At 44.3% G+C, this 22,033-nt stretch carries 10 protein-coding genes; 9 read left to right on the top strand and 1 reads right to left on the bottom strand.

Going from position 1 to position 22,033, the window contains the following annotated elements; translation table 11 throughout:
• Positions 1-525: 525 nt before the first annotated feature.
• The gene (locus AB4558_RS07735) at positions 526-1,740 is read left to right on the top strand and encodes a hypothetical protein (RefSeq protein ID WP_372158481.1); all 1,215 of its coding nucleotides are present in this window, start codon (positions 526-528) and stop codon (positions 1,738-1,740) included.
• Between the two features lie 518 nt (positions 1,741-2,258).
• Here AB4558_RS07735 and AB4558_RS07730 read toward each other — a convergent pair.
• Entirely contained in the window at positions 2,259-4,106 is a 1,848-nt protein-coding gene (locus AB4558_RS07730; RefSeq protein WP_372074923.1) for a M3 family metallopeptidase, read from the bottom strand.
• Between the two features lie 249 nt (positions 4,107-4,355).
• Here AB4558_RS07730 and AB4558_RS07725 point away from each other — a divergent pair, with 249 nt between their 5' ends.
• The 8 genes from AB4558_RS07725 to AB4558_RS07690 all read left to right on the top strand — a co-directional run bounded on the left by AB4558_RS07725 (position 4,356) and on the right by AB4558_RS07690 (position 21,897).
• A complete protein-coding gene (locus tag AB4558_RS07725) occupies positions 4,356-13,532 on the top strand; it encodes an RTX toxin (protein ID WP_372158478.1) in 9,177 nt (3,058 codons plus the stop codon).
• Between the two features lie 33 nt (positions 13,533-13,565).
• Positions 13,566-15,725 carry a type I secretion system permease/ATPase gene (locus AB4558_RS07720; protein WP_372158476.1) on the top strand — a complete coding sequence of 720 codons (2,160 nt, stop codon included), beginning with the start codon at positions 13,566-13,568 and terminating at the stop codon, positions 15,723-15,725.
• Positions 15,718-17,043 carry an HlyD family type I secretion periplasmic adaptor subunit gene (locus AB4558_RS07715; protein WP_017059471.1) on the top strand — a complete coding sequence of 442 codons (1,326 nt, stop codon included), beginning with the start codon at positions 15,718-15,720 and terminating at the stop codon, positions 17,041-17,043. The genes AB4558_RS07720 and AB4558_RS07715 overlap by 8 nt, the downstream gene beginning before the upstream one ends.
• A gap of 34 nt (positions 17,044-17,077) precedes the next feature.
• Positions 17,078-18,391 carry a TolC family outer membrane protein gene (locus AB4558_RS07710; RefSeq protein ID WP_102321358.1) on the top strand — a complete coding sequence of 438 codons (1,314 nt, stop codon included), beginning with the start codon at positions 17,078-17,080 and terminating at the stop codon, positions 18,389-18,391.
• A complete protein-coding gene (locus tag AB4558_RS07705; RefSeq protein ID WP_017059473.1) occupies positions 18,391-19,029 on the top strand; it encodes an OmpA family protein in 639 nt (212 codons plus the stop codon). Before AB4558_RS07710 ends, AB4558_RS07705 begins: the two co-directional genes overlap by 1 nt.
• The gene (locus tag AB4558_RS07700; protein ID WP_017059474.1) at positions 19,029-19,973 is read left to right on the top strand and encodes a PstS family phosphate ABC transporter substrate-binding protein; all 945 of its coding nucleotides are present in this window, start codon (positions 19,029-19,031) and stop codon (positions 19,971-19,973) included. The genes AB4558_RS07705 and AB4558_RS07700 overlap by 1 nt, the downstream gene beginning before the upstream one ends.
• 210 nt (positions 19,974-20,183) lie before the next feature.
• Complete coding sequence (locus AB4558_RS07695; RefSeq protein ID WP_102321359.1) at positions 20,184-20,771, top strand: hypothetical protein; 588 nt, start codon at positions 20,184-20,186, stop codon at positions 20,769-20,771.
• 217 nt (positions 20,772-20,988) lie between these two features.
• Entirely contained in the window at positions 20,989-21,897 is a 909-nt protein-coding gene (locus AB4558_RS07690) for an aldo/keto reductase family oxidoreductase (protein ID WP_017064347.1), read from the top strand.
• Positions 21,898-22,033 lie beyond the last annotated feature (136 nt).

Raw genomic sequence — 22,033 nt, 5'->3', positions numbered from 1 at the left:
GATTTAGGAAACAAAGCCCACTCCTTCGGATAACTAAAGGTAAGGCAAACGTAGAATCACAGATTGTGAGTAAACTTTCGCGCTGAAAAGAAAAGGGGCAAACCTGTTCTAGCTAGGTCTCGCCAGCACGTTGATGGACATTTCTGAGTCAGTGATTTTGCTAAATTAGCAATTCATGAATAAATTAAAGGACGACAAATCGTTAACTTTATATCCGCTATCGGTAGTACTGCTCATACAACCTACCGTTAGAGGTGGCGCCCTTCAATAAATACTCGTTCCAGGTAAAAAGTTCACAGTGCCTTGGCATCCAATTCTCGCTGTAAACTGCTAGTAGACTTATAACCACTTATAAATTAACGATTTAATGGGTTCTGTTTATTATCGAATTGTGACTAATTCTGTAGACATAAAAACCAGGTTACATAATAATCTCAATCAAATTTCTAAATGGATCAACCAATACCTGCGCTCTCAACACTAGATGTTAAGTGGATATTCATTTCACAACGGTTGGAAAGACCATTGCGCAAGTTATGGGTAATTAATCAAATCGGAAACATCATCATGTCACTCTCCATCATAAAAAAACAAATAGCAATTACGTTGCTATTGGCGTTATCAGGATGCTCATCATCCGTCACATCTTCTAGTTCAACTGTTCCATCTGAACCTGTAGTGATCGACCGCAGCTTCAAGCCTGTAATTGGAGATAGTTACGACAATTACCTTGTGAATAGCGCTCTTTCCCTTGCTGCCTTTAATGTTGCTCAACAATACCCAAGCATCAATACTGCTCGAAATTATTACTATGATCTTTACAGTGATGATGGCTGGAAAATTAAGTTAAGAGTGCTCCGAGACGATACTGACGGAATTTATGCGTTTCAATATAACTTCACTGATGAGGATAAAGTTGTAAATCTTGGTAACTTACCAAGGCAACTGCAACTTGAATACAAAAAGGCGTTAGAAATATACACGCCTGAAATGCAAGAACTACATCAACTCGCAACAAAATACAGACAAATTTATCGCCTTGTGAGCGATGCCAACCCTGACTTAGAACTAGAATCGGAGGTTGATTTCTACAGCTTAAGCAGGAAAAGCTATCCATTCATATCATTTAATGCAAAGGACAATCTTAGCACTCAAGTATCGGATATTTCTGAAAGTATAAAGAGTGGTGCTAAAGCTGATTTCATTGACGCTCTTAAGTCTGACCGTTTTGTGTTTTGCTCAGGTAACCCTGATAACTTAAAACTGTGCACCAACAAAAAACCAGTTGAGCTTTACGGACTAAAGATGGGAATAAGCAGTAGCTGTGAGCTAACAAACTCGAGAGATTATTTATCATCTAGTTCTCCTTTTTACAGCTTTAATAACAATGGCAAAAATCCGATTTTTATCAAAGAGCAGAGGTACATAAAGGGTAATAACCTCTCCCTTCCAAAAATCGATAAAGTTAGATTTGCTTTCCTAGAATATGGGGAAGGCAAGTGTGAAGATAAATTGGTTTTAATCGAGACCTCGTTTAAAACCCAAAGTGAGTCCGTCTTCCAAGATGTTCGAAATTTTGTTGCAAGAAAAAACTACAAAGAGACCGGAATGGACATTCCGTATAACAAATACCGAACAAGGAGTGTTGATTTCAGATCTCAACAAACTGACATTTCCGTTAACCTTTCATACGAAGATAAGTATATGACGCTTCGTTACAAGCATGACTCATATAATTAACGGTCTTAAGTACTCGATGACCAATCCTAGTCATCGAGTACTCATAAAAACGTGCTAACGGGTTGCCTAATTTTGACAGCGCTCATGATCTTAAATATGAGCGCAATAAGTCAGATTTAGTAGGTAATTAATTGTAAGTAAATGAATTATGAACTGATCGGTTAGATCAATACTAGCAAAAGCACACGAAATAGTTTGTTCTTACATTGAGAACGTAATCAAGTAAAACTCATAGTAGGTAAAAGCGTGTTTGCTATCGTCGGTTCATATAACCTCTGCGGAATGAAATAGCAGAGGAAAAGTGATAACTTTTATTGAAAATGATCAGACTTTATTGGAATCCAACAAACTATATTGTCCTCCGACAACTCGAACGACATTCAAGCTTAATATTAGGTTTTGTAGGGAAAACGCACGCTCTCAGAATTGTGTAGTGTATTTGATCTAACAGGTTTTGGGGCAAAAATGAGTTATGTCACTACTCATTTTTGCCTTTTTCATTAGCATTAAAACTCAATCTATCGACCGTATTGCTCAATAATAAAGTGCTCAAAATCATCACACATTTGGTCATTCGACTTTGCATTATTCGCTAATTCAGTTGCTCCATCAACGATCGATACCTTCGCATTCAAATCCGCGACTGGTGCACGTTCTCTTGTCGACAGCTGTTTGATTTTTTGCTCCTCAATCGCCCAAGCCTCCTCTGGCGATAAGTTACACTCGTCAGCGAGATATTTGGCATTAAAACCTTCCCCAGTCAGGCTTTCGATTGTACCGTTATGGTTCACGCTATTGCCTTTATGCCAATAGTGTTTCGCCAACAAAGGCCCGATCTCTGGGTTATCTGTTAAGTAACCAAACTTGTCGGTGAAATAAGCTCGTGTTTGATACACCGCCATATGAGCCAATAGATAACCTTGGTATGAGCAAGATGCTTCATCAGACAATAAGTGAGGGATCGCCATCAGTGGACGAGGGCTGCAAGACAATCCAAGAATTGCCTTTTCACTGCTACGAGCAAGTGCCGTGATTTTTTCAGGCGTGAGGTCTTCATCAGCTAATTCGTACAGGGCTCGCTCGAAATATGGAACCACAAGAATGCTGCGTTCTTGGTAAGCTCGGAAGGGCTGTTTATTGTCGATGATGGCTTTAATTAGATCATCTGGCACAGGTTGCCCGTCCGCATTTAGAGCGTACTGTTTTAGCCAGTCAGCGTCATTTAACAAGCTGTCGCAGAACATGGATTGTGTTTCAGCATAAGCCATCGAAGTCGGCGCAAACTCTTGAGAGAAACAAGGGGCGTTCATTTTTACATTAGCAAAATGCGCCGCGTGACCACCTTCGTGAAATAGTGTGTTAATCCCATCATAGCCACTGCCTATTTGATCGGGCTTAGCGTTGCTAGTGAAATTAACTTGGGCCGCAACCCAAGCATCTTGGTCATAGAAAGAAGGGATAGGGCCATGGCAGAAGCCATTAGGGTACTTACCTTTACGATCAAGCAGATCCAATTTTAATGTCGCTTGAGAGTATTCGATGTTGAGGCGACCAAAAGATTCAATCCAGCGTCGAAGTGACTTTGAGAACGGAACATAAGGATCAAGATCATTCATAACGTCACCTGCAAAAGAGTAGGTAAAGTTATGGGCTTGAAGTGCATTCTCGCCTTTCTGCTCTGCCAAATTGGCTAGGCTTTGCTGATGGCTATCACGCGTGCGTGCTTCGAAGTCATCCAGAATCGTAAACAGTTGTTCTGTCGTCATCTGTTCGGTTTTTACCACCGAGTAATCAAAGAAGGTTTTAAACCCCAGTGATTGAGCAAATTGGTTACGTTTTTTGATCAGCTCAATAAAGCCGTTAACCAGCAGCCATTGCTCTAAATCTAATAATGCTTGATGTGCAGAAAGCCTAACTTGTTCATTACCATTACTTCTAACGGCTGAACCTAAAACGGGCAGCGATCCTTCTGTTTCATCACCTGTTTCATTTACGTAAGTCATTACATGATTCTGTTTTTTCTCAAACAGTTCAGCCTCAAACTTTATGAGATCGGATTTAAGCTTCTGTGACTGCTCAGACTCAATAGCGTGAGATCTAAAGGTCGCCAACCAACCATTCAAGCCTGTCAGCGTACTCTCTTTTTCGAGAGGATCTTGAATTTCATCAATAGCAGCGAGTTGCGTTTCGATAGCAGTAATCTGTTCGGCAGAGCTTAGAAATTCCGTCCACTGAGTCTGTGCGAGTGTCGAACCATCGTGGTCGTCACTGATACCCATATATGTATCCCAAAAGAAGTCTTCTTTCGCTTTATGAGTCGCAAGATACTTTTGATTCAATTGGTTGAGATAGTTCGTTGCAGTCATGACATTCCTTGAAATTTAACCAGTAATTTCAACATTATGACACATTCATTGAATGTATTTTGTGACGATAGATATAACTGAATGCAGTCACAGCCTATCGGTTTACTTTACAGCGCATTAGTGTTAATTAACTGTTAATGGTTTGTTGTTTGCTAGTATTAACTAAAGAGAGTGTGCTGATTTATCCGGCTTTTTATTGAGTAAATTGATGTTCTCAAGGTCAGCGTTTTTGTAAGGAAGAGGTTTAGGATGGATCCTATTTTATATATCGAAGTTGGTGGTGTTGTGTGGCAAGTATTCCCTGATGGGACTTGGCTTCAATTACCTGCTACGCAGCCAAAAGTTGAAGGCGTGCAAGTCGTCAGCATTGAACCTCAGAATTTACAAGAGGCTCAGCCCCTAACCGAACCACAAATCGCCGCAGTTGAACAACAGTTGGAAAAGGTGGTCACCGAACTCGTCAACAACATTGAAAGCGCACCTCAACAGCCTAACTCAGTAAATGACCAACCTAGTTCCAGCGCCTCTTTTATTGTTTATGTTCGTTCCACCTTAGATGAAACGCTCGCTGAGGCGGGTTTTGATACGCGTCCTGCAGAATATGCCGACGAAGATACAACCTCGAATGAGGGTAACCTTGATATTCTGTTACCTAGTGCACTATTAACCGTTGATATTTTGGATGGTGGAGACGGTTACGAAAATCAGTTTGAAGTACCAAGTGTCACGATTACGGGCACGGCAGTGGATGTTCGAGACGGGCGTACCGTTGTTCTGACCATCACTGATGTTAACGGAAACACAGTAACCACCACAGCCATCACAAGCGATGAAACGTATGTCGTCAATGGCGTCGACCTCTCTTCATTGGAGGAGGGGGATCTTCAAGTCGATGCTGTCATTGCTGATGATTTTGGCAATAGCATTGCAGCTAACGATTCCACAATCAAAGACACATTAGCCAACATTGAGGTTGACTTCGATGGCTTTGGTGATGAGTTTTACAATCAATTTGAAATATCGAATGGGGTGCTAGTTGGTACGATTGCCAATGTAGAAGATGGGCAAACCATCAACATTTCAATTACCGATAGCCAAGGAACGATACAAGAATACACAACGGAAGTATCCGGCGGAACTTGGACTCTGACTCTTCAAGACTACTCAAGCTTTGCAGAAGGTGAGCTAACCGCTGTTGCCAATACTATCGATATTGCTGGAAACCCTACAACAGCGACCGACACGATCGTGAAAGATACGCTAGCGGACATCACCGCTGCGGTTGATGATGGTGGCGACGGTGTCCTCAATAGCTTCGAAATTCAGTCGGCTAAATTCTTTGGTACGGTACAGAACGTAGAAGATGGCCAAACGGTCAATATTCGTATTTCTGACAGCACAACGAATGTCATTGTTCTGACGGCAACTGTGATTGATGGTGCTTGGTCAGTTGAAGGCGTGGATCTAACCAGCTTTTCCGATGGTGGCATTCAAATTGAGGCTGACACTGTTGACGTTGCCGGTAACCCTGCTTCTGCAATAAATAGCGCAGGGCAAATTGTTATTGATACTGTTTCGCCTGTTATAGACATTGATACGCTAGACGGTTTTAGTATTTTGGCATTTCGTGGCGGCCAACTTACAACCATGCAAGGCACAACCAATGTTGCCGAAGGTCTTCCCGTTTATATTGAAGTTAATGATGGCTCTCAGACTCTTGTGTTTGAGGGTGTTGTTGATGCATCAGGTAATTGGGTTGTTGAAAATATCGATGTCTCGTCCCTAAACTTGGCGTCAGAATGGACGGTTGATGCCAAAGTTTTCAATACGGTAGGCAATCAAGCTATCGATGATATGCCAAGCATTATACTGCCCGAGTCGGTTGTGTTCTCAGAAACTGTTGTCGGGATTTTTGGAAATCAAACTCAGACCTCTGATATTCGCATCGATTATGCGGACTTCTCTTTTAGCGATGATCAAAGCATCGCAGAGTCACTAACTTCTCAAACCCTATCGATAACCGTTGCTGTATCGGCTGATAAACAAAGCCTCATTGGCACACGAAGCGATGGGCAAAAAGTATTCGATGCGTCAATTTCCGGCAGCAACGTAAATATCAATTTTTATAAGGCGATTGATCAGGAAGCTGGGTTAGATTCAATTCTGACGGCTTTGCTCATCGAAGGTTTGCAAACCGATGCTGATGGTACAACGGAGTTAGTGATAGGACGTTTACCTATTGTCATCAAAGATTCTGAACCTCTGGTTTTTGATGAGTCTTATCAAATGATCGAGGGTGAGATTGCGTCAGGGAACGTGTTGAATAACGACATCGATTTGGATACTCAACTTACGATAAAAAGTGTTGAAGTTGATGGTACGACCAAGACGATTGTTGGTGGCTCTCCGGTTTCATTTGCTACTAGCGAAGGCACCTTGACCGTATTTGCGAATGGCCACTGGACGTTCGTCGCCAACAGGAATTTGGACCACACAGTTGATCAGAACATCACCTTCAACTATGTTGCTGGCGACATCAGTAATGATTTCGGAAACGGCACTGCGGTCATTGATATTTTTGATGGTGATGCAGGGCTAGTTGTTGATGGGACAACGACCAGCTCTGAAGGTGATGTGTCTGATGGAATTCAAACTGTAGTCGGCCAGTTTACCGTTTCCGCTGGATCAGATAATCCAGATCCCGCTTCTATTGTATTTAATGCTAATACTCCGGTGCAGTTAGACGCCTTGGGCTTGACGACCGGAGATGAGAACTTTCCTCTAACCTACACGTTAGCGAATGATGGTAAAACGATTACCGCACAAGCAAATGGTGAAACGATATTCACGCTAACGTTGAGTGCAGTCGCTAGTGGTATCGATGTTCTAGCAGATGTCACATTAGTGTTAGAACAGCCTATCAACCACCTGTTCAGCAACGACTCCATCACCCTGCCACTTATTATTGATGGAACGGATTTAGATGGCACTTCTTTAAAACAAGGGCAATTCGACTGGATCATCCAGGATGGAGCCGACCCAATATTAACTTCAACTAGCAATGCTGCTGTGGACGAATCAGGTCTTATTCACGGCAGTGTTTCAGATACTGGCACTTTCAATCTCAACGTCGGAAGTGACTTTGTTGAGTCTGTATTTTTTGATGTTGGAGATCAGCCGCAGTTGTTTAGTGGGGGTGTACAGATCATCTATGTGGTCTCTGCAGACGGAAATGAACTTACTGGTTATGTTGGCTCTGAAAGTGCTGAAAATAAAGCGTTCACCTTGAGCTTTACCTCTCTGTCAGGTGAGATCGATACTGATGTCACTTACACCTTTGAACTATTCAAGGGCCTCGACCAAACGAATGGAACCGACCAAATTCCTTTTGTCATCACAGCAAAAGATGATGACAACGATGAAACTCAATTAACCTTGAACGTCTCGATTACGGATGGTGGGGAGCCTACGATTGGCTCTGGCATGGTCGAGTTGAGTGAAAACCCTGTTGCTGATACAACCCCGTCTGGTGTTGGAACAACAGCGAGTGTAAGCTTAGCCGTGAGTGCGGGCAACGATCCACTCGTGTTCTTGGGGTTAGATGTGACAACTGGCCAAGCCGTTCTTGATAGTGACGGTGAGGCGGTGACACGTAATGGTGAAGCATTGTCTTGGCGAGATAATGGGGATGGAACGTTTGATGCGGTATTGTCGAATGGCGATGCTGTTTTCCAAGTGAGACTTCCTGAAGATTTTAGCTTAGAAGCCAATGGTTCCACGAATGTTACGGTTGAGATTGATTTGTACCAGTCAATAGACCACGGAACCGGTGTGAAGGACACAGAGCTGTCGATTCCAGCCTCAATCGTCACCATCGATTCAGACGGTTCACGAGATACACAAGAATCTGATATTAAGATTTACGATGGTGCAAACCCTAAAATTACTGTTATCGGAAGCATTTCTGTTGATGAAGACGGTCTGCTTGGAGACAGCGAACAGGTTGGTGTTGAAGATTCTAGCCCTTCGTTAGGAATAATCGAAGGTTCCGATGATGTTGTCTCTGTGACGGTCGACACCGCTGCGTTTGATGCACTTTCATATTCGAGTGCAGGGAAAGACATTTCACTGCAAGCTGTCGATTCTGATGGTTGGTATTACGGTCAAGATTCTGATGGAAACAATATATTTAGGATTCGTTTTAATACTGACGGGACAACAGAGTTCGACCTTTATGCACCTCTCGATCACGCCAATGCTGATGCAGAGAATAATCTAGCCCTCAATTTTGAACTGGTGGTCAACGATGCGGACGGCGATAGCTCTGATCCGGCAATTTATTCTGTCAACGTAACAGATGCTGTCCCAGTTGCGCGTTCAGGGGCAATTGAAATGGTTGAGGGTGATGACCTTAATGGACAATTTCTAACAGAAAAATTCGCAGGTGCCGATGGCGCAACCATTGTAAGTTTTGACTATCGCGGTACTACCTATACCTTTGATAACGCAGGCACTCCTATCACGATTAATCTAATTAATGATTATGATGGTGGGTCTACTTACGGTCAGTTTACGCTTTCTTCAGATGGTAGCTACCAGCTGACTACAAATCCCAATGTATCAACAAACCCTGCAGATCCTAAGATCGTCGATGACATCGATTATCTGGTGCGAGATGCGGACGGTGATAAAGTTACCAGTACTGCTGAGCTTATTCTGGATGATAACGAAGGTTTTATTCGTTATGAAGATTCTGAAACCACAGAAGACAATGACGCGATTATCGTTGTAAGTGTGGCAACCGGCGATGTCGACCAAAGCGAAACCGTTACTGCTATCGAGTTCTCAGAAGCATCGCTAAACGGTGGTAGCTTGTACCTTGATGGGGTGTTGCTTCAAGTTGTAGACGGCAAGGTCACCTTGTCTGGAAGTCAATTGGCAGCGATTGATAGCCAGTTCACTGGGCCTAATGGACAGTTGACTTATCGTCCCGCGCTTCATGAATCCAATACCACCTCAACGGTTATCCTAGCGATCAACGCAATCATTAACACTGATACGGATCCTAAAGAACTGACAGCTGATGTTGCAGTGTCTGTTTTACCGGTGGCTGATGCACCGGATTGGTCGGCTTCCGTATTCTCCTATCATTCAGTAGAAGATGACTCAGACCCAGTCAGTTTGGACATAACAGCTCAGCTGGTGGATCAAGATACGTCAGAAACATTGAGCTACCAGATTAGTGGGATTCCTGACGGCTTGAATTTGACGTTAAATGGCAACGCAGTCAAAGAAGGGAAATCTTACACACAGGCTCAGATTGATAAAATGGAAATCAGGGCTGACGACAACCTAGCGGGTCGCTTTGAGTTTGAGATTACTGCGGTTGCAACAGAGTCTGGCAATTCATTCGCTGACCCAGATGATAAAACGGCAAGTATTGTACATACCGTTACTGTCGATATTTCACCTGATGCTGATACTCCTCATGTGTCTGTTAAAGACTACAAGGGACTAGAGGATGAAGCTATTTACCTCAAAGACGTTATTGAAGGCGCTTTGGCGGACACCGATGGTTCTGAATCGTTAAGTTATATTATCCAAGTTCAAGATGGCTGGTCTGTTGAAGGTGATGGTACCGCAAAGATAGGCAATAATTCCTATTCAGTCACTGCCGAAGCTATCGCCAATGGTGTTGCTTATATTCAGCCTAAAGAAGACATCAGTTCCTTTACTGAAGATCTGTCAATAGACGTAACAGCAATAGCGACTGAGTCGACGATCGATTCACTTATTCCTATCAATGGGCAAGCGTCAAGTGATACAAAAACCATCAATATCTTTTTGAAAGGTGTTGTGGATGAACCTATCGCGGTAGACGGTGGTAATGGTCATTGGCAATACGACAGTGACAGTAAAGTCATCAGCAACCAATCGGTCTTGAATGAAGATGGGTTAATACAGCTCGACTTCCGCATACAAACGACGGATGACGATGTTTCAGAAGAGATCAACATACTGCTTACTAACATTCCTGAAGGCACTTTGCTGGTGGATGCGTTGGGTGAACCAGTATCGCTGACGATTGCGTATGTTGATGATGTGACAGGACCCGTATTCCAAGTCTCTAACGCTCAACTGGATGATCTGTATCTCAAGCCAGTTCTTGATTTTAGTGGTGAATTAGAACTCACCGTTATTGCTATCTCAACTGAGCCCGATGGTGATTCGGGCGAGTTTCCTATGACACTTAAAGTAGAGCTAGCGCCGGTCGTTGATCAAGAAGACGGTCAAGTGGTCAGTACTCAAGGCATCGAAGACAGTCAAATCGGCCTGAACCTTGAACCTTCAGTGAATCAGGATCTTGATGGCAGCGAATCCTTGACGGGATATGTCATTGATAGCCTACCTGCAGATCTCACTCTTTATTTTGATGGGAGTGTTATTCAGGTCCCAGCTTCAGGCTTAGATTTGGATACTCTACTGGACTCAACAACGCCAACGCTTTCGGATCTTCTAAGCAGCGGCAGGCTTTCTGTTACAGCGACAGAAGATTTAAGCGGAACATTCTCAATTCCTATCACCTATGAAGTCACGGATACCTCTCCAACTGGTGCAACGGATATTAAAGATATTACTGGTTCTATTAGCGTGACTGTAGATGCTCGTGTCGAACTAGATACTCGATTAGAAGGCTCTACAGAGCTGTTACAGAGTACAGACGGCTCGCCTGTTGATATCTCTAACGCCGTGACGTTCGTCGACGCGGATATCGATGGGTCAGAGTACCTCGATTATATTTTGATCGAGATTCCCGACGGCTATTCGTTGATTGTTGAGCACCCTAATGGTGCCGCTCAAGATAGCTCTGGGAATTGGATCATATCTGCGGATGGGTTAACGAGTGACTCTTTCCAAGAACTCGCAGCGTACATTTTAGATAATGCGACGATTTCCAGCCCAAGTGATACTCCGGTACTGGATATTGTGGTTCGTGCTCGTGTGATTGATGGTGATGATGCGAGATATATTGATGCGACTTTCCCGCTGCAAATTACTGGTCATGACGGCGGTGGCGGTTCTTGTGACCCTGTTGGCCCACCAAGCCCGATTCAACCCGATGGCGAAATTAAAACACCTGAAGGGGAAGATATTGATCTCACTGGCTTGCTAAACACCGATGTTGGCAGTGATCCAGACAATGAAATCTCTTTCTATATTCCTGCCGATTCACTTCCTGAAGGCGTTGAGATCTCCGGTGATGGTGTGATTGCTGAATACGATGCTTCTGGTGAGATCGTCGGTTATTCAATCACTGCAGATGGACTTTCGAAACTAACGTTAACGGGCTTGGATGAAGATTTTGCAGGGTGTATTGATTTCACCATAGAGACAATTGAGACCTCACCATGTAGCGGTGATACGGTGACGACGGCCCAAACCATTAGTATCCAAGTTCTGCCTGTGGTCGATGACATTACGGTTGAAGCCGACTCCACAACCATTCAAGAAGACATCGCGACAGACCTTAACCTTGAACTGGTTCTTGGTGATAGCGTTGAAGATGGACAATTAATCACTGGTGAAGGCAATAGCGCTACCGGTAAAGAAACCGTTAACTCTCTAACGGTGAGCATTTCGAATGGAGCGACCTTGTCTGAAACTCCAACTGACACCGGGTTGTTAGTTGATAATGGCGATGGGACTTGGACGGTAACGGATCCTAGCCGCTTGAGTGATGTGTTGGTAACACCACCTGAACATTACAGCGGCGATATCACCTTCACGGTAACTGCAAATATTACCGATGAAGCGGATTGTGTCGTTGAAACGGATACGCAAGATAAAACGACCGTAGTCACGATCACCGTTGAGCCAGTCGCTGATGCGGCGAACTTGGTGACAGAGGATATAGTCGGCGACGAGGATAACTACATTTCATTGTCATCACTTAGCGCAGAGCTCATTGACCAAGATGGTTCTGAAAACATGTCGCTTTCGTTAAAGGGAGTTCCTGAAGGCGCAGTTGTCGCTATTAAAATCGGAGACAACTATGAGTTGGTTCCAAACAATGGTGCTGATGGCGGTATCTTCGATGGAAACCCTACCTATGAGTGGCAGTTAGATCCAAGTCAGTTATCTAATCTAGTCATTCTGCCACCAAGAGACTTTAGTGGTGACATTAATCTGTCTCTAGAGGCGATTACTCAAGAAATTGGTACGACGGATATCCGTTATACACAATCTGAATTTACTGTAGGTGTTAACCCTATAGGTGACAAAGTTGAGTTCTTCGATTTACCTGAACAGCTCACTGGAAGTGAAGATGATGGCATCGTGATTCCTCTTGATGCCAATAGCTTTGAAACTAACAGTGATGAGTTTTTAGCGATTACGGTAACAGTGAATGGAACTTCGGACCCATCAGGGTTAGTTGGGTTAGACCGAATTCGAATTGGATCAGAAACCAGTTCTTTCACCAGTGTTGGTGGCATCATACAGGCGACGATCCTCGTTAAAGCAAGTTCTGTTGATGAGCTCGAATTCTTTGCAGGCGATGCGTTTGGTAACCTCGATATTACGATTACCGGCCGAACGGTTGATCAAAATACGGTACTCGGTGAGTTAGTGGTCGACACGGGTGACCCGAGCTCGCAAGACATGACGCTTATTATCACACCAGAGCCTGATGCACCGTTATTGAGCGTTGAATATTCTTCGATCGTGGCAGAAGCAAGTGGCACGATTCCTCTTGGTTTAGACCTTTCTCTTGTAAACCCTGCTGATTCAGAAGTGGGCTTCATTACAATTCATGATATTCCCGCAGGTTTGACGTTCTCACACGGCTCTATGGTCTATGGTCAATATGTGGTGGACTTGGCAGATGTGCCTAACCTAGCGATTACCGGGGGCTACAACAGTGGTGATCAATTTGACCTAACGATAGAGCCGTCTGCAGAGATAGGCAATAACCAAGCGGTCGGGTTACCCCAAACCGTATCGATTGAGTTTGTCGCTGAAGGGGATTCTACGATTACCGCGACAGATGATAACGATCTGTTGATTGGCGGTACAGGCTCTGACAATTTTGTGTTCGCATCTTCAGGCTTAGGGAGTGCAGAAGCACCAAGCTACGATGTGATTCAAGATTTTGATGCGTCTCCAGACACTGATGCAATTGACCTCTCGGGTATTTTGGGAAGCCTAGGGCTTAATACAGGGCTAGGGGCAACACAATATCTAGATTTAGAAGAATCTGGTGAAGGTGTGACCATTTCTATTAAACCTAATGGTGACGAAGACGTTCAACAAAACATCTTGCTAGCTGATGTCACGTACGACGATCTATATCAAGGTGACAGTAGCAGTGCATTAGAAGCACAAATTTTACAAAAAATGATAGAAGACAATAATTTAACGCTGTAAGTTAGATGTACAGTCTATAAAAGGAAGTTTAGATTGGTAGAACAAAAAGACAGCTGGCTAGCTTGTGTTGAGTGGTTGTGTGAGCATTTTAATGTTCGCAGTCACCCTTCCAAAATAGTGTCTGGCCTACCTTTAAATGAAGGCAGGCTCAATGAATCCCTTTTTCCAAGAGCGATTGAGAAATCGGGGTTAACGCTGAGCCACGTTAAAAAAGAATTATTGAATCAATGTCAGTTCCCTGTTGTTGCTGTTGAGTCCGCGACAGGGTCTCCTCTTGTCGTAACCCAAAGCTCCGTTGGCGACTTTCAAGTATTGAATTGTGAATCCAACTTAAGCCAACAAATTCTCCTTAAAGACTTAGTCATTAAAGTGGATGCATTTGTTTGGCAAGTGGGTGCTCAAGCGCTTGATGACGCCCGTGTTCAGGCACATGAGCGCAATGACAGTAAATCCAACACCCGTTGGTTGTGGCGGGTGGTCAAAGAAGTGAAGCCTTGGTATCGCGATCTGTTTATCGCTTCGTTCTTGATCAACGTGCTTGCGCTAGTGGTTCCGTTATTTACCATGAATGTGTACGACCGTGTTGTGCCAAACCAAGCGTTTAACACGCTTTGGGTATTAGCAGCAGGCGTTGGTATCGTTGTTATTTTTGATTGGGTATTGAGAAGCTCACGAAGCTCTGTGACTGATATGGCTGGGCGCTATATTGATAACAAGTTGTCTTCTCAGCTGTTCTCGAAAGTCCTTGGTATGAAGCTCGAAAATCGACCTCAATCGGTAGGCGCATTTGCCAGACAGCTTCAAGACTTCGATAGCGTGAAAGATTTCTTCACTTCTATCTCGTTAGTCACTTTAGTCGATCTGCCATTCACTTTGTTATTCCTACTGCTTATCGGCTGGCTCGGTGGCGCAATGATGTTCATACCTGTCGCGATCATGCTTGTTTTGATTGTGCTGAGCATCGCGATGAAAGGCAAGGTCGAGAAAACATTCGATGAAACCGCACGTCTCTCGACACAAAGACAAGCCCAGCTGTTTGATTGCTTAACAACCCTTCCGGATATCAAGCAAAACAATGCTGAGGGTATTACCCAGAAGCGTTGGGAACAGACGATTTCGTCGCTCTCTCAATGGCAGACTCAATCTCGTCATTACTCCAATATCGTGACGCACTCTATTCAGTCCAGTCAGCAGATCGTTACCATCACTCTGATCATCTTCGGCGTGTATCAGATCTCTGAAGGCTTGCTGAGTATGGGTGGTTTGATAGCTGTGGTGATGTTGAGTGGACGTGCTGCGAGCTCAGTGAACCAGCTTTCTCTTCTATTGTTGAGGTTTCAACAAACCCGTTCTGCAGTCGAAGGTTTGAATCAGATCATGGAGTTACCGCAAGAAGAGTCTAAGCATCAAGTGATTGATAAGGGTGACTTTGACGGTGGGGTTAGGCTAGATGAAGTCACGTTTACTTATCCAGAGACTCAAAGCCCTGCGTTGAAAGAGATTTCTCTTGATATTAAGCCGGGTGAGCGAGTTGGCCTTGTTGGTGCCGCTGGTGCAGGAAAAACCACGCTTTTATCGATTGTTGCTCGACAGTATTTGCCTACAACAGGGCAAGCCTTCTATCAAGAGATTGATGGGCAGTTATGGCCAACCAGTGTCTTACGTAGCGGAATGGGTTGGGTAGGGCAAACCACTAATTTGATCTTTGGCAGTGTTTACGACAACGTTACTTTGGGTGCGATCAACGTTGATGAAGAAAAGCTAAGACAAGCGCTTCAACAGTCGGGTTTGAATGGTTACATGGGGCGCTTAAGCAATGGCCTTGAAACACCTGTCGGTGAGGGTGGTCGGTTACTTTCTGGTGGTCAGCGCCAAGCCGTTGCCATCGCGAGAGCTCTGTATCGTTGTCCAAAGTTATTGATCATGGATGAGCCAACCAGCGCGCTAGATAATCAGGCCGAGATTCAGTTCTTCAATGCACTTCAAAGTATGCCGAGAGAAACCTCAATGCTGATCAGCTCCCATAAATCTTCATTCTTGATGATGTGTGATCGTGTTGTTGTATTGGATAAAGGTCAAATCGTGGCAGAAGGTGAGCCTAAAGAAATTCTCTCTTTACAGAAGAAAAGTGTACCTAAAGGTACGAGCCGCTTTAAGACGGTATCTGTGGTGAAGGGAGGTCGTCATGAGTAATGATATTCAATGGACCAACAACCACTTAGCATTCCGCTCTCGAAAGCTGATTTGGTTGAGTGCTCTACTCATTGTATCAATTATCGGTTGGGCTACGTGGGCAACATTAGAAGAAGTCGTGATCGGTGAAGGTAAAGTCGTTCCAAGTCTTTCGGTGCAAACCATTCAGAGCTTAGAAGGTGGACTGGTTCAAGAGATCATGGTGCGACAAGGCCAATCTGTAGTGAAGGGGCAACCTCTAGCTAAGTTAGAAGACACACGTTTTAAGGCGGCGTTTTTAGAGTCGGCTCAACAAGCGGATACCTTGCTTGCTCAGCAATTAAGATTAAAGGCTGAGCTGTCGACGGTCGTTTTAAATAACGATGCGAAAGAGTGGTATGAGCGAGTGGTCTTGGTGCCTCAAGATATTGCGGTTGATGTATCAAGCCACCCTGCGTTAATGAATGCCAAGGCGAACTACCGAGAACGTTTAGGACAGTTGAAGTCTGAACTGGAAGAGGCGGCACTTCGTATCGAGCAACAAGACCAAGCTCGTGTCGATACGTTTAATAATATCCAGACTCTTGAAAGCAGCCTCGAGATTGTGATTCGTGAGCGCAACATGCTGAAAGACGTGGTAGCGAGCGGTGCTGTTGCGGAAGTTGAGCTACTTAAACTCAACCGTGATGTAGTCAAACTCAAAGGTGATATTGCTAGCTCAAAAGTAGCAGCGCAGAAGCAGATAGCTGCCTACTCAGAGTCGATAGCGGATCATCGAAGTATCGCTTTAGATTTTCGTACCAAAGTGCAAGGCCAGTTGAATGAAGTGGCGAGCAAGATAGCGCAGCTGAACGAAAGCCAGCAGGCGATTGCCGACCAACTCAAGCGTACCGAAATTGTTGCGCCCGTTGATGGCACAGTCAAAGAGATCTTTGTGCGTACCATTGGTGGTGTAGTTCGTCCCGGCGAGCCAATCATTGAGATCATCCCATCAAACAGTGACCTGATTGTTGAAGCGAGAATCTCTCCGCAAGATATCGCGTTTGTTCATAACGGGCTGGGTGCGACAGTTAAATTCACGGCCTATGATTTCGTCATTTATGGCGGACTTAAAGGCGAGGTGATTTACGTGAGTGCCGACGCCTTACAAACGGAAGACGGAAACGCCTATTATCGTGCCCATATTCAGTTAAACGAAGACCAGCAACAAAACTCTGCCTTTAGCATTATCCCAGGGATGCAAGTCGCGGTCGATATATTAACCGGAGAGAAAACAGTATTGAGTTATTGGTTAAAACCTATTTTACGAGCTAAGGAAAACTCACTTCGTGAACGATGAAGTGGGTTAAAGCATAAATATAAAAGGAAGTGTAATGCATTCAAAATTCTTACTCTCTTCTTGCTTGCTAATGAGTGGGCTGTCTCAAGCAGCTTCATTAGAAGAGTCCGTGGCCTTTGCCATCGACTATAGCCCAGAGATATTGGCGCAATACTCCCGATACCAATCGGTGGTCAGAGACGGAGACGCTGCGAGTGGTTTGTATATGCCACAAGTGAACTTGTACGCGGCAGCAGGCTATGAAGAGACACGCTACAACAGTGGCAGCAAACTCGATAGCGATGATAGAGGCCTCACGAGAACGGAAATTGGCGTTAAAGTATCCCAGTTACTATTTGATGGTTTTAAAACCACATCGAATGTCGATCGACTGACGTTCGAAGCAGAAGCTGAGCGTCTAACTCTGATTTCGCGAGCTGAAAACGTATCGTTAGATGTGGTGAGAAATTACCTCGATATCCTAAAAGCAGAGACGCTACTTGAATTGTCTAAGCGTAATGTAAAAGAGCACCAAGAGATCTATCAAGATATCCAAGATAAAAAGAGCAAAGGCTTGAGTAGCAACTCGGATCTGGCTCAAATCTCCGCCCGTGTCGCGACCGCGCAGTCTTCACTTATCGCCGCTCAGAACAACCTGTTTGATTTGCAAACTCAGTATCTACGCTTGGTTGGCAAACCTGCGGTGAACTTGGTTTACCCCCGGTTTGATTACGCTCTATTACCAAGCTCAGCACAGGTCGCACTTGAACAAGCTGTCGAGAATCACCCTGAAATCAAAGCCTCTTTGCTTGATATCGACGCGGCTCGTAAAGAGATGCGCCGCGAGAAAGGGGATTACTACCCAGAACTAAAACTTGAGCTTCATGCCAATAAGAATGACAACGTATCTAACCCGCCAGGCGGTGTCGATGAAGATGCACGTATCATGTTGACGATGGATTATGACCTGTTTAATGGCTTCTCTACCGACTCCAGGGTTGAATCGTCAGCTTGGCGAGTGGAAGAGGCAAGGGCGATCCGATTACGAACAGAGCGTGAGGTTCGAGAAGGTACACAACTGGCTTGGAACGCTTACAAAATGCTTGAGCAGCAAAAATCCTTACTTCAACAGAATGTTGATGCAGCGAAAATTGCAGAGCTTGGCTATATCCAGCAATTCAATGTTGGCAGACGAAGCCTTCTTGATGTACTGGATGCAAAAGTAGAAGTGTTTTTGGCTCGAAGAAACTTCATCAGCACTGAATATGATCAAACGTTAGCGGCTTATCGAGTGTTAAATGCGATGGGTATGTTGACGTATGCGTTGAGGATTGAACATCCAGAAGAGTGGCAAGGGGAGAATAAGTAATGAGATATTTTAAACTAGCGCTACTTAGCTCTATCTTGCTAATGGGATGTGCAGAAACGCCTGATACGACAATGACACGCCACCAAATTGATGACTTAGCGGATAATGACCGAGATGGTGTGATTAACCAGCGAGATCTATGTGCCGATACGCCAGAAGGTGTAACGGTAGACATTAAAGGGTGTGCCAATTGGAAAATTGTCGAAGACGTTGAAGTATTAAGTGTGGCATTTGATTTTGATAAGTATGACCTTAAACCTGATCATACCGCTGTATTAAATGAGTTGGTGCGTTTACTAGGAGAGCAGCCTGATGCTTCGGTTACCTTGGTCGGAGATACCAGTGCTGAAGGTACAAACGTGTATAACAAAGCATTGGCCAAGAAAAGAACGGGCGTGATTCGAGACGCATTGATTGATAGAGGCATCAATGGTGAGCGAATCTTTGAACAAGAGTTTACTCAGATAACCAGCTTAACTCAGCATCTTCACAAGCGTAAGCGTAGAACGATCGCGGTGATTAAAACAGAAAGCATGGAAGTGAACCCATCTTGGAACATCTTCACTTCAGAAATGCAGCTCGATAGTAATAGCGATGTTGAGTCTAAAACGTCGATTGATCCAGTAGGAGGCCAGTAATGAAATGTCTAGCTAATAAATCGGGCTTGCTGCTTGCTGCTGTACCTGCGTTGTTCTCTGTATCGACATTTGCAAATGATGCCAGTGACATTGGTTTGGTCGCGATTGAGCCGAATATGCAGGGGCTTGTAGAAGATCTGCTTAAGAGCCAAGAGATCGACTTAGAAATCTTGTTGAGTGACAGCGTCCCAGAACAGATGATCATGCAGCGCTCGCGTGTTGGTATCACTTCCAAAAAGTGGACTGACAAAGAGATGGCAAGGTTTGATATGCGTTACGGTTATAGGCCAACAGAGCTGATGTTTACCGCTGACGTGATTGCGATTCTAGCCAATGAAAATAACCCTGCGACATCAATCACCGTCGCTGAATTAATTGATGTGTTTGGTTGTTCTAACGATCCTAAACATCCAAAATGGTCAGCAAGTAGTGATATTCGTAACGGTGAAAGCCTAGATACTCATATGTTGCCCTTTGCCATTGATCACAACCTGAAAGGCCATACTACCTTTTCAAGTTGGGTCGAATGTGGAACAGAAGGAGAATATGCCCATACTCAGTTCTTAGCGGATTTACCTGATCTGATTAATAAGATTGAAGACGAAGATGCCGCCATTGGTTACACCGTTTACTCAGATCAGATCTCTGATGTGAAATGGTTGAGCGTGGTTGATAACCTAGGTGTGAACTACGACCTAAACAAAGAAACGATCCTCTCTGGTCGTTACCCGTTAGCAACGGTTTATTACATGTACTTGAATATTCCAGCGCATCGCAAAGGCTTTACGGAACAAGAGGAGTTCTTTGTTGGGCTTACCTTGTCACAAGATCATCAAGTCGTTTTGAACCAATACGGCTTCATCAGCTTGCCGCCAGAAGCTATTCAACGTAACAAAGTCAGATTGTCGCTTGAAGAGCCTGCTATTGAAGGTGGCTACAAGTAATGGGTATGTCATTTTGTAACTGTTGTGGGAGAGTGATATTCTCTCTTTCGTAATGGTTCTCAACGTGACGGATTACGTTATTCGGTGATGAAATTATCTAGCGGGCATGTATGCCCGTTTTTTTTCGCCTAAAATTTGCGACTCGAGCAGTTGTTTGTCGTTTGGTCACGTATAATGGACACTTCATATAGCGCTAAATAAGCCCAGTCGATGAAAATCTTTCAAGTTCTAATCTTGCCTCTAATGCTGTCCCTCAATGCTATTTCATTTTCAGCGCAAGCAACCGAAAGCTGGTGGCTAAGAACAGTATTTAACAGCAGCCCAAGTCAGCCGAATTCTCAAAACTATATTAACGACATCGAGTTGATGGATTGTGGTGAGATCGAAGATACGCTGTTATGCAGTGACTTAACCCAATATTACGATCTGGATGTGTATGTGGAACTGGAACTGGGCGACTCAAGCGTTGAAACAGTTCGCTTAAACCTGCCATATTCGGACCTAAGTTACACAAAGCTTCAGGCATACCTTCGCCAAGATGGCTTTGCTCTCAGTTCAATTCGTATTGGTGAAGATGAATTCGATGTTACAGCTCAACTCGAACAAGCTCGAAATGAAGGTGTTGGTTTCGATAAGGTGGATAAACAGCTGGTCGAATTCATCAACGCGCCTCACGGTTCAGCAGAGCAACTGAGTGTGTGGAATGTGCCTAGCTTATCTTCTTCTAGCTCTACTTCTCCTTGGATTCAGTTACAGAGTGATGGTGACAACTTAACGGTTGAACTTAATCGTTTTTAATTGCTCAAATTTATAGATAGTTTCGTTATTTATTAGGCTAAACAAGCCTTTCAGGAGAACGGCTCGCGGGCAGACAGCAAGTTATAATTCATTTAAGTGTTCGTTTTTCTGCGGCTCTCACATTTTTAATAAGCGTTTAGCTTTGCCATTTGTTATACGTTGAGCCTTCGGTAAAACGAGATTAGGATACGTTCAGTATTGATAAAGGAGACAACCCATGGTTGCAAGAGTAACGATAGCGCCACAAGGCCCAGAACTTTCTGAGCTGGTGCAAGGATACTGGCGTACAGCAGAGTGGGGCATGACCCCGCAACAACGCCTGACTTTCCTGAAGCAACATATTGATCTTGGCATCACAACTGTTGATCACGCGGATATTTACGGTAACTACCAATGTGAAAAGTTGTTTGGTGAGGCTTTAGCGCTTGAACCAAGCCTTCGTGATGATATTCAAATCGTCACCAAGTGCGATATCAACCTATGTGGTGACCACACTCCAGATCGTAAGATCAATCACTATGACACCAGCGCGCAGCATATTTACCAATCAGTAAATAACTCATTAGAGCACTTAGGTGTTAACGATATCGATGTATTGTTGATTCACCGCCCTGACGTGTTAATGGATGCCGATGAAGTAGCAGAAGCGTTCGCAGAGCTACACAAAGTAGGTAAAGTTAAGCACTTCGGTGTTTCTAACTTTTCACCGCGTCAGTTCGAACTGCTTCAATCTCGACTCGGTAAGCCGTTAGTGACCAACCAAGTTGAAATCAACCCATTGAACTTCGAAGTGGCTCATGATGGCACGCTAGATCAACTGCAGATGAACCGCATTCGCCCGATGGCGTGGTCTTGTCTCGGTGGTGGTAGCATCTTCAGTGGTGATTCAGCGCAAGCGGTTCGCGTTCGTGATGAGCTAGAGGCGATTCGTCAAGAAGTCGGTGCAGACAGCATTGATCAAGTGATTTACGCTTGGGTTCGTCGTTTACCATCTAGTCCAATTGCAATTATTGGTTCTGGTAAGATTGAGCGTGTGAAGACGGCCGTTGATGCACTGAAAATCGAGCTGACGCGCGAACAGTGGTATCGCGTATGGGTGGCATCTAAAGGTCACGGTGTGCCATAGAAAGCAATTCGTATAGAAGTCAAAGCCAGCTAAGTAAGCTGGCTTTTTTGTGTTCGCCTAACATGTTTCTCCAAAACTGTGATTAAGGTGGAATAATTTTCAAAAACACTCATAATGCACTCTGTTTTTCACCAGT

This window comes from Vibrio sp. 10N.222.51.C5 (genome assembly GCF_041474575.1).
GTDB classification, from domain to species: domain Bacteria; phylum Pseudomonadota; class Gammaproteobacteria; order Enterobacterales; family Vibrionaceae; genus Vibrio; species Vibrio crassostreae_C.
This window is presented reverse-complemented; position numbering and strand designations above follow the sequence as displayed.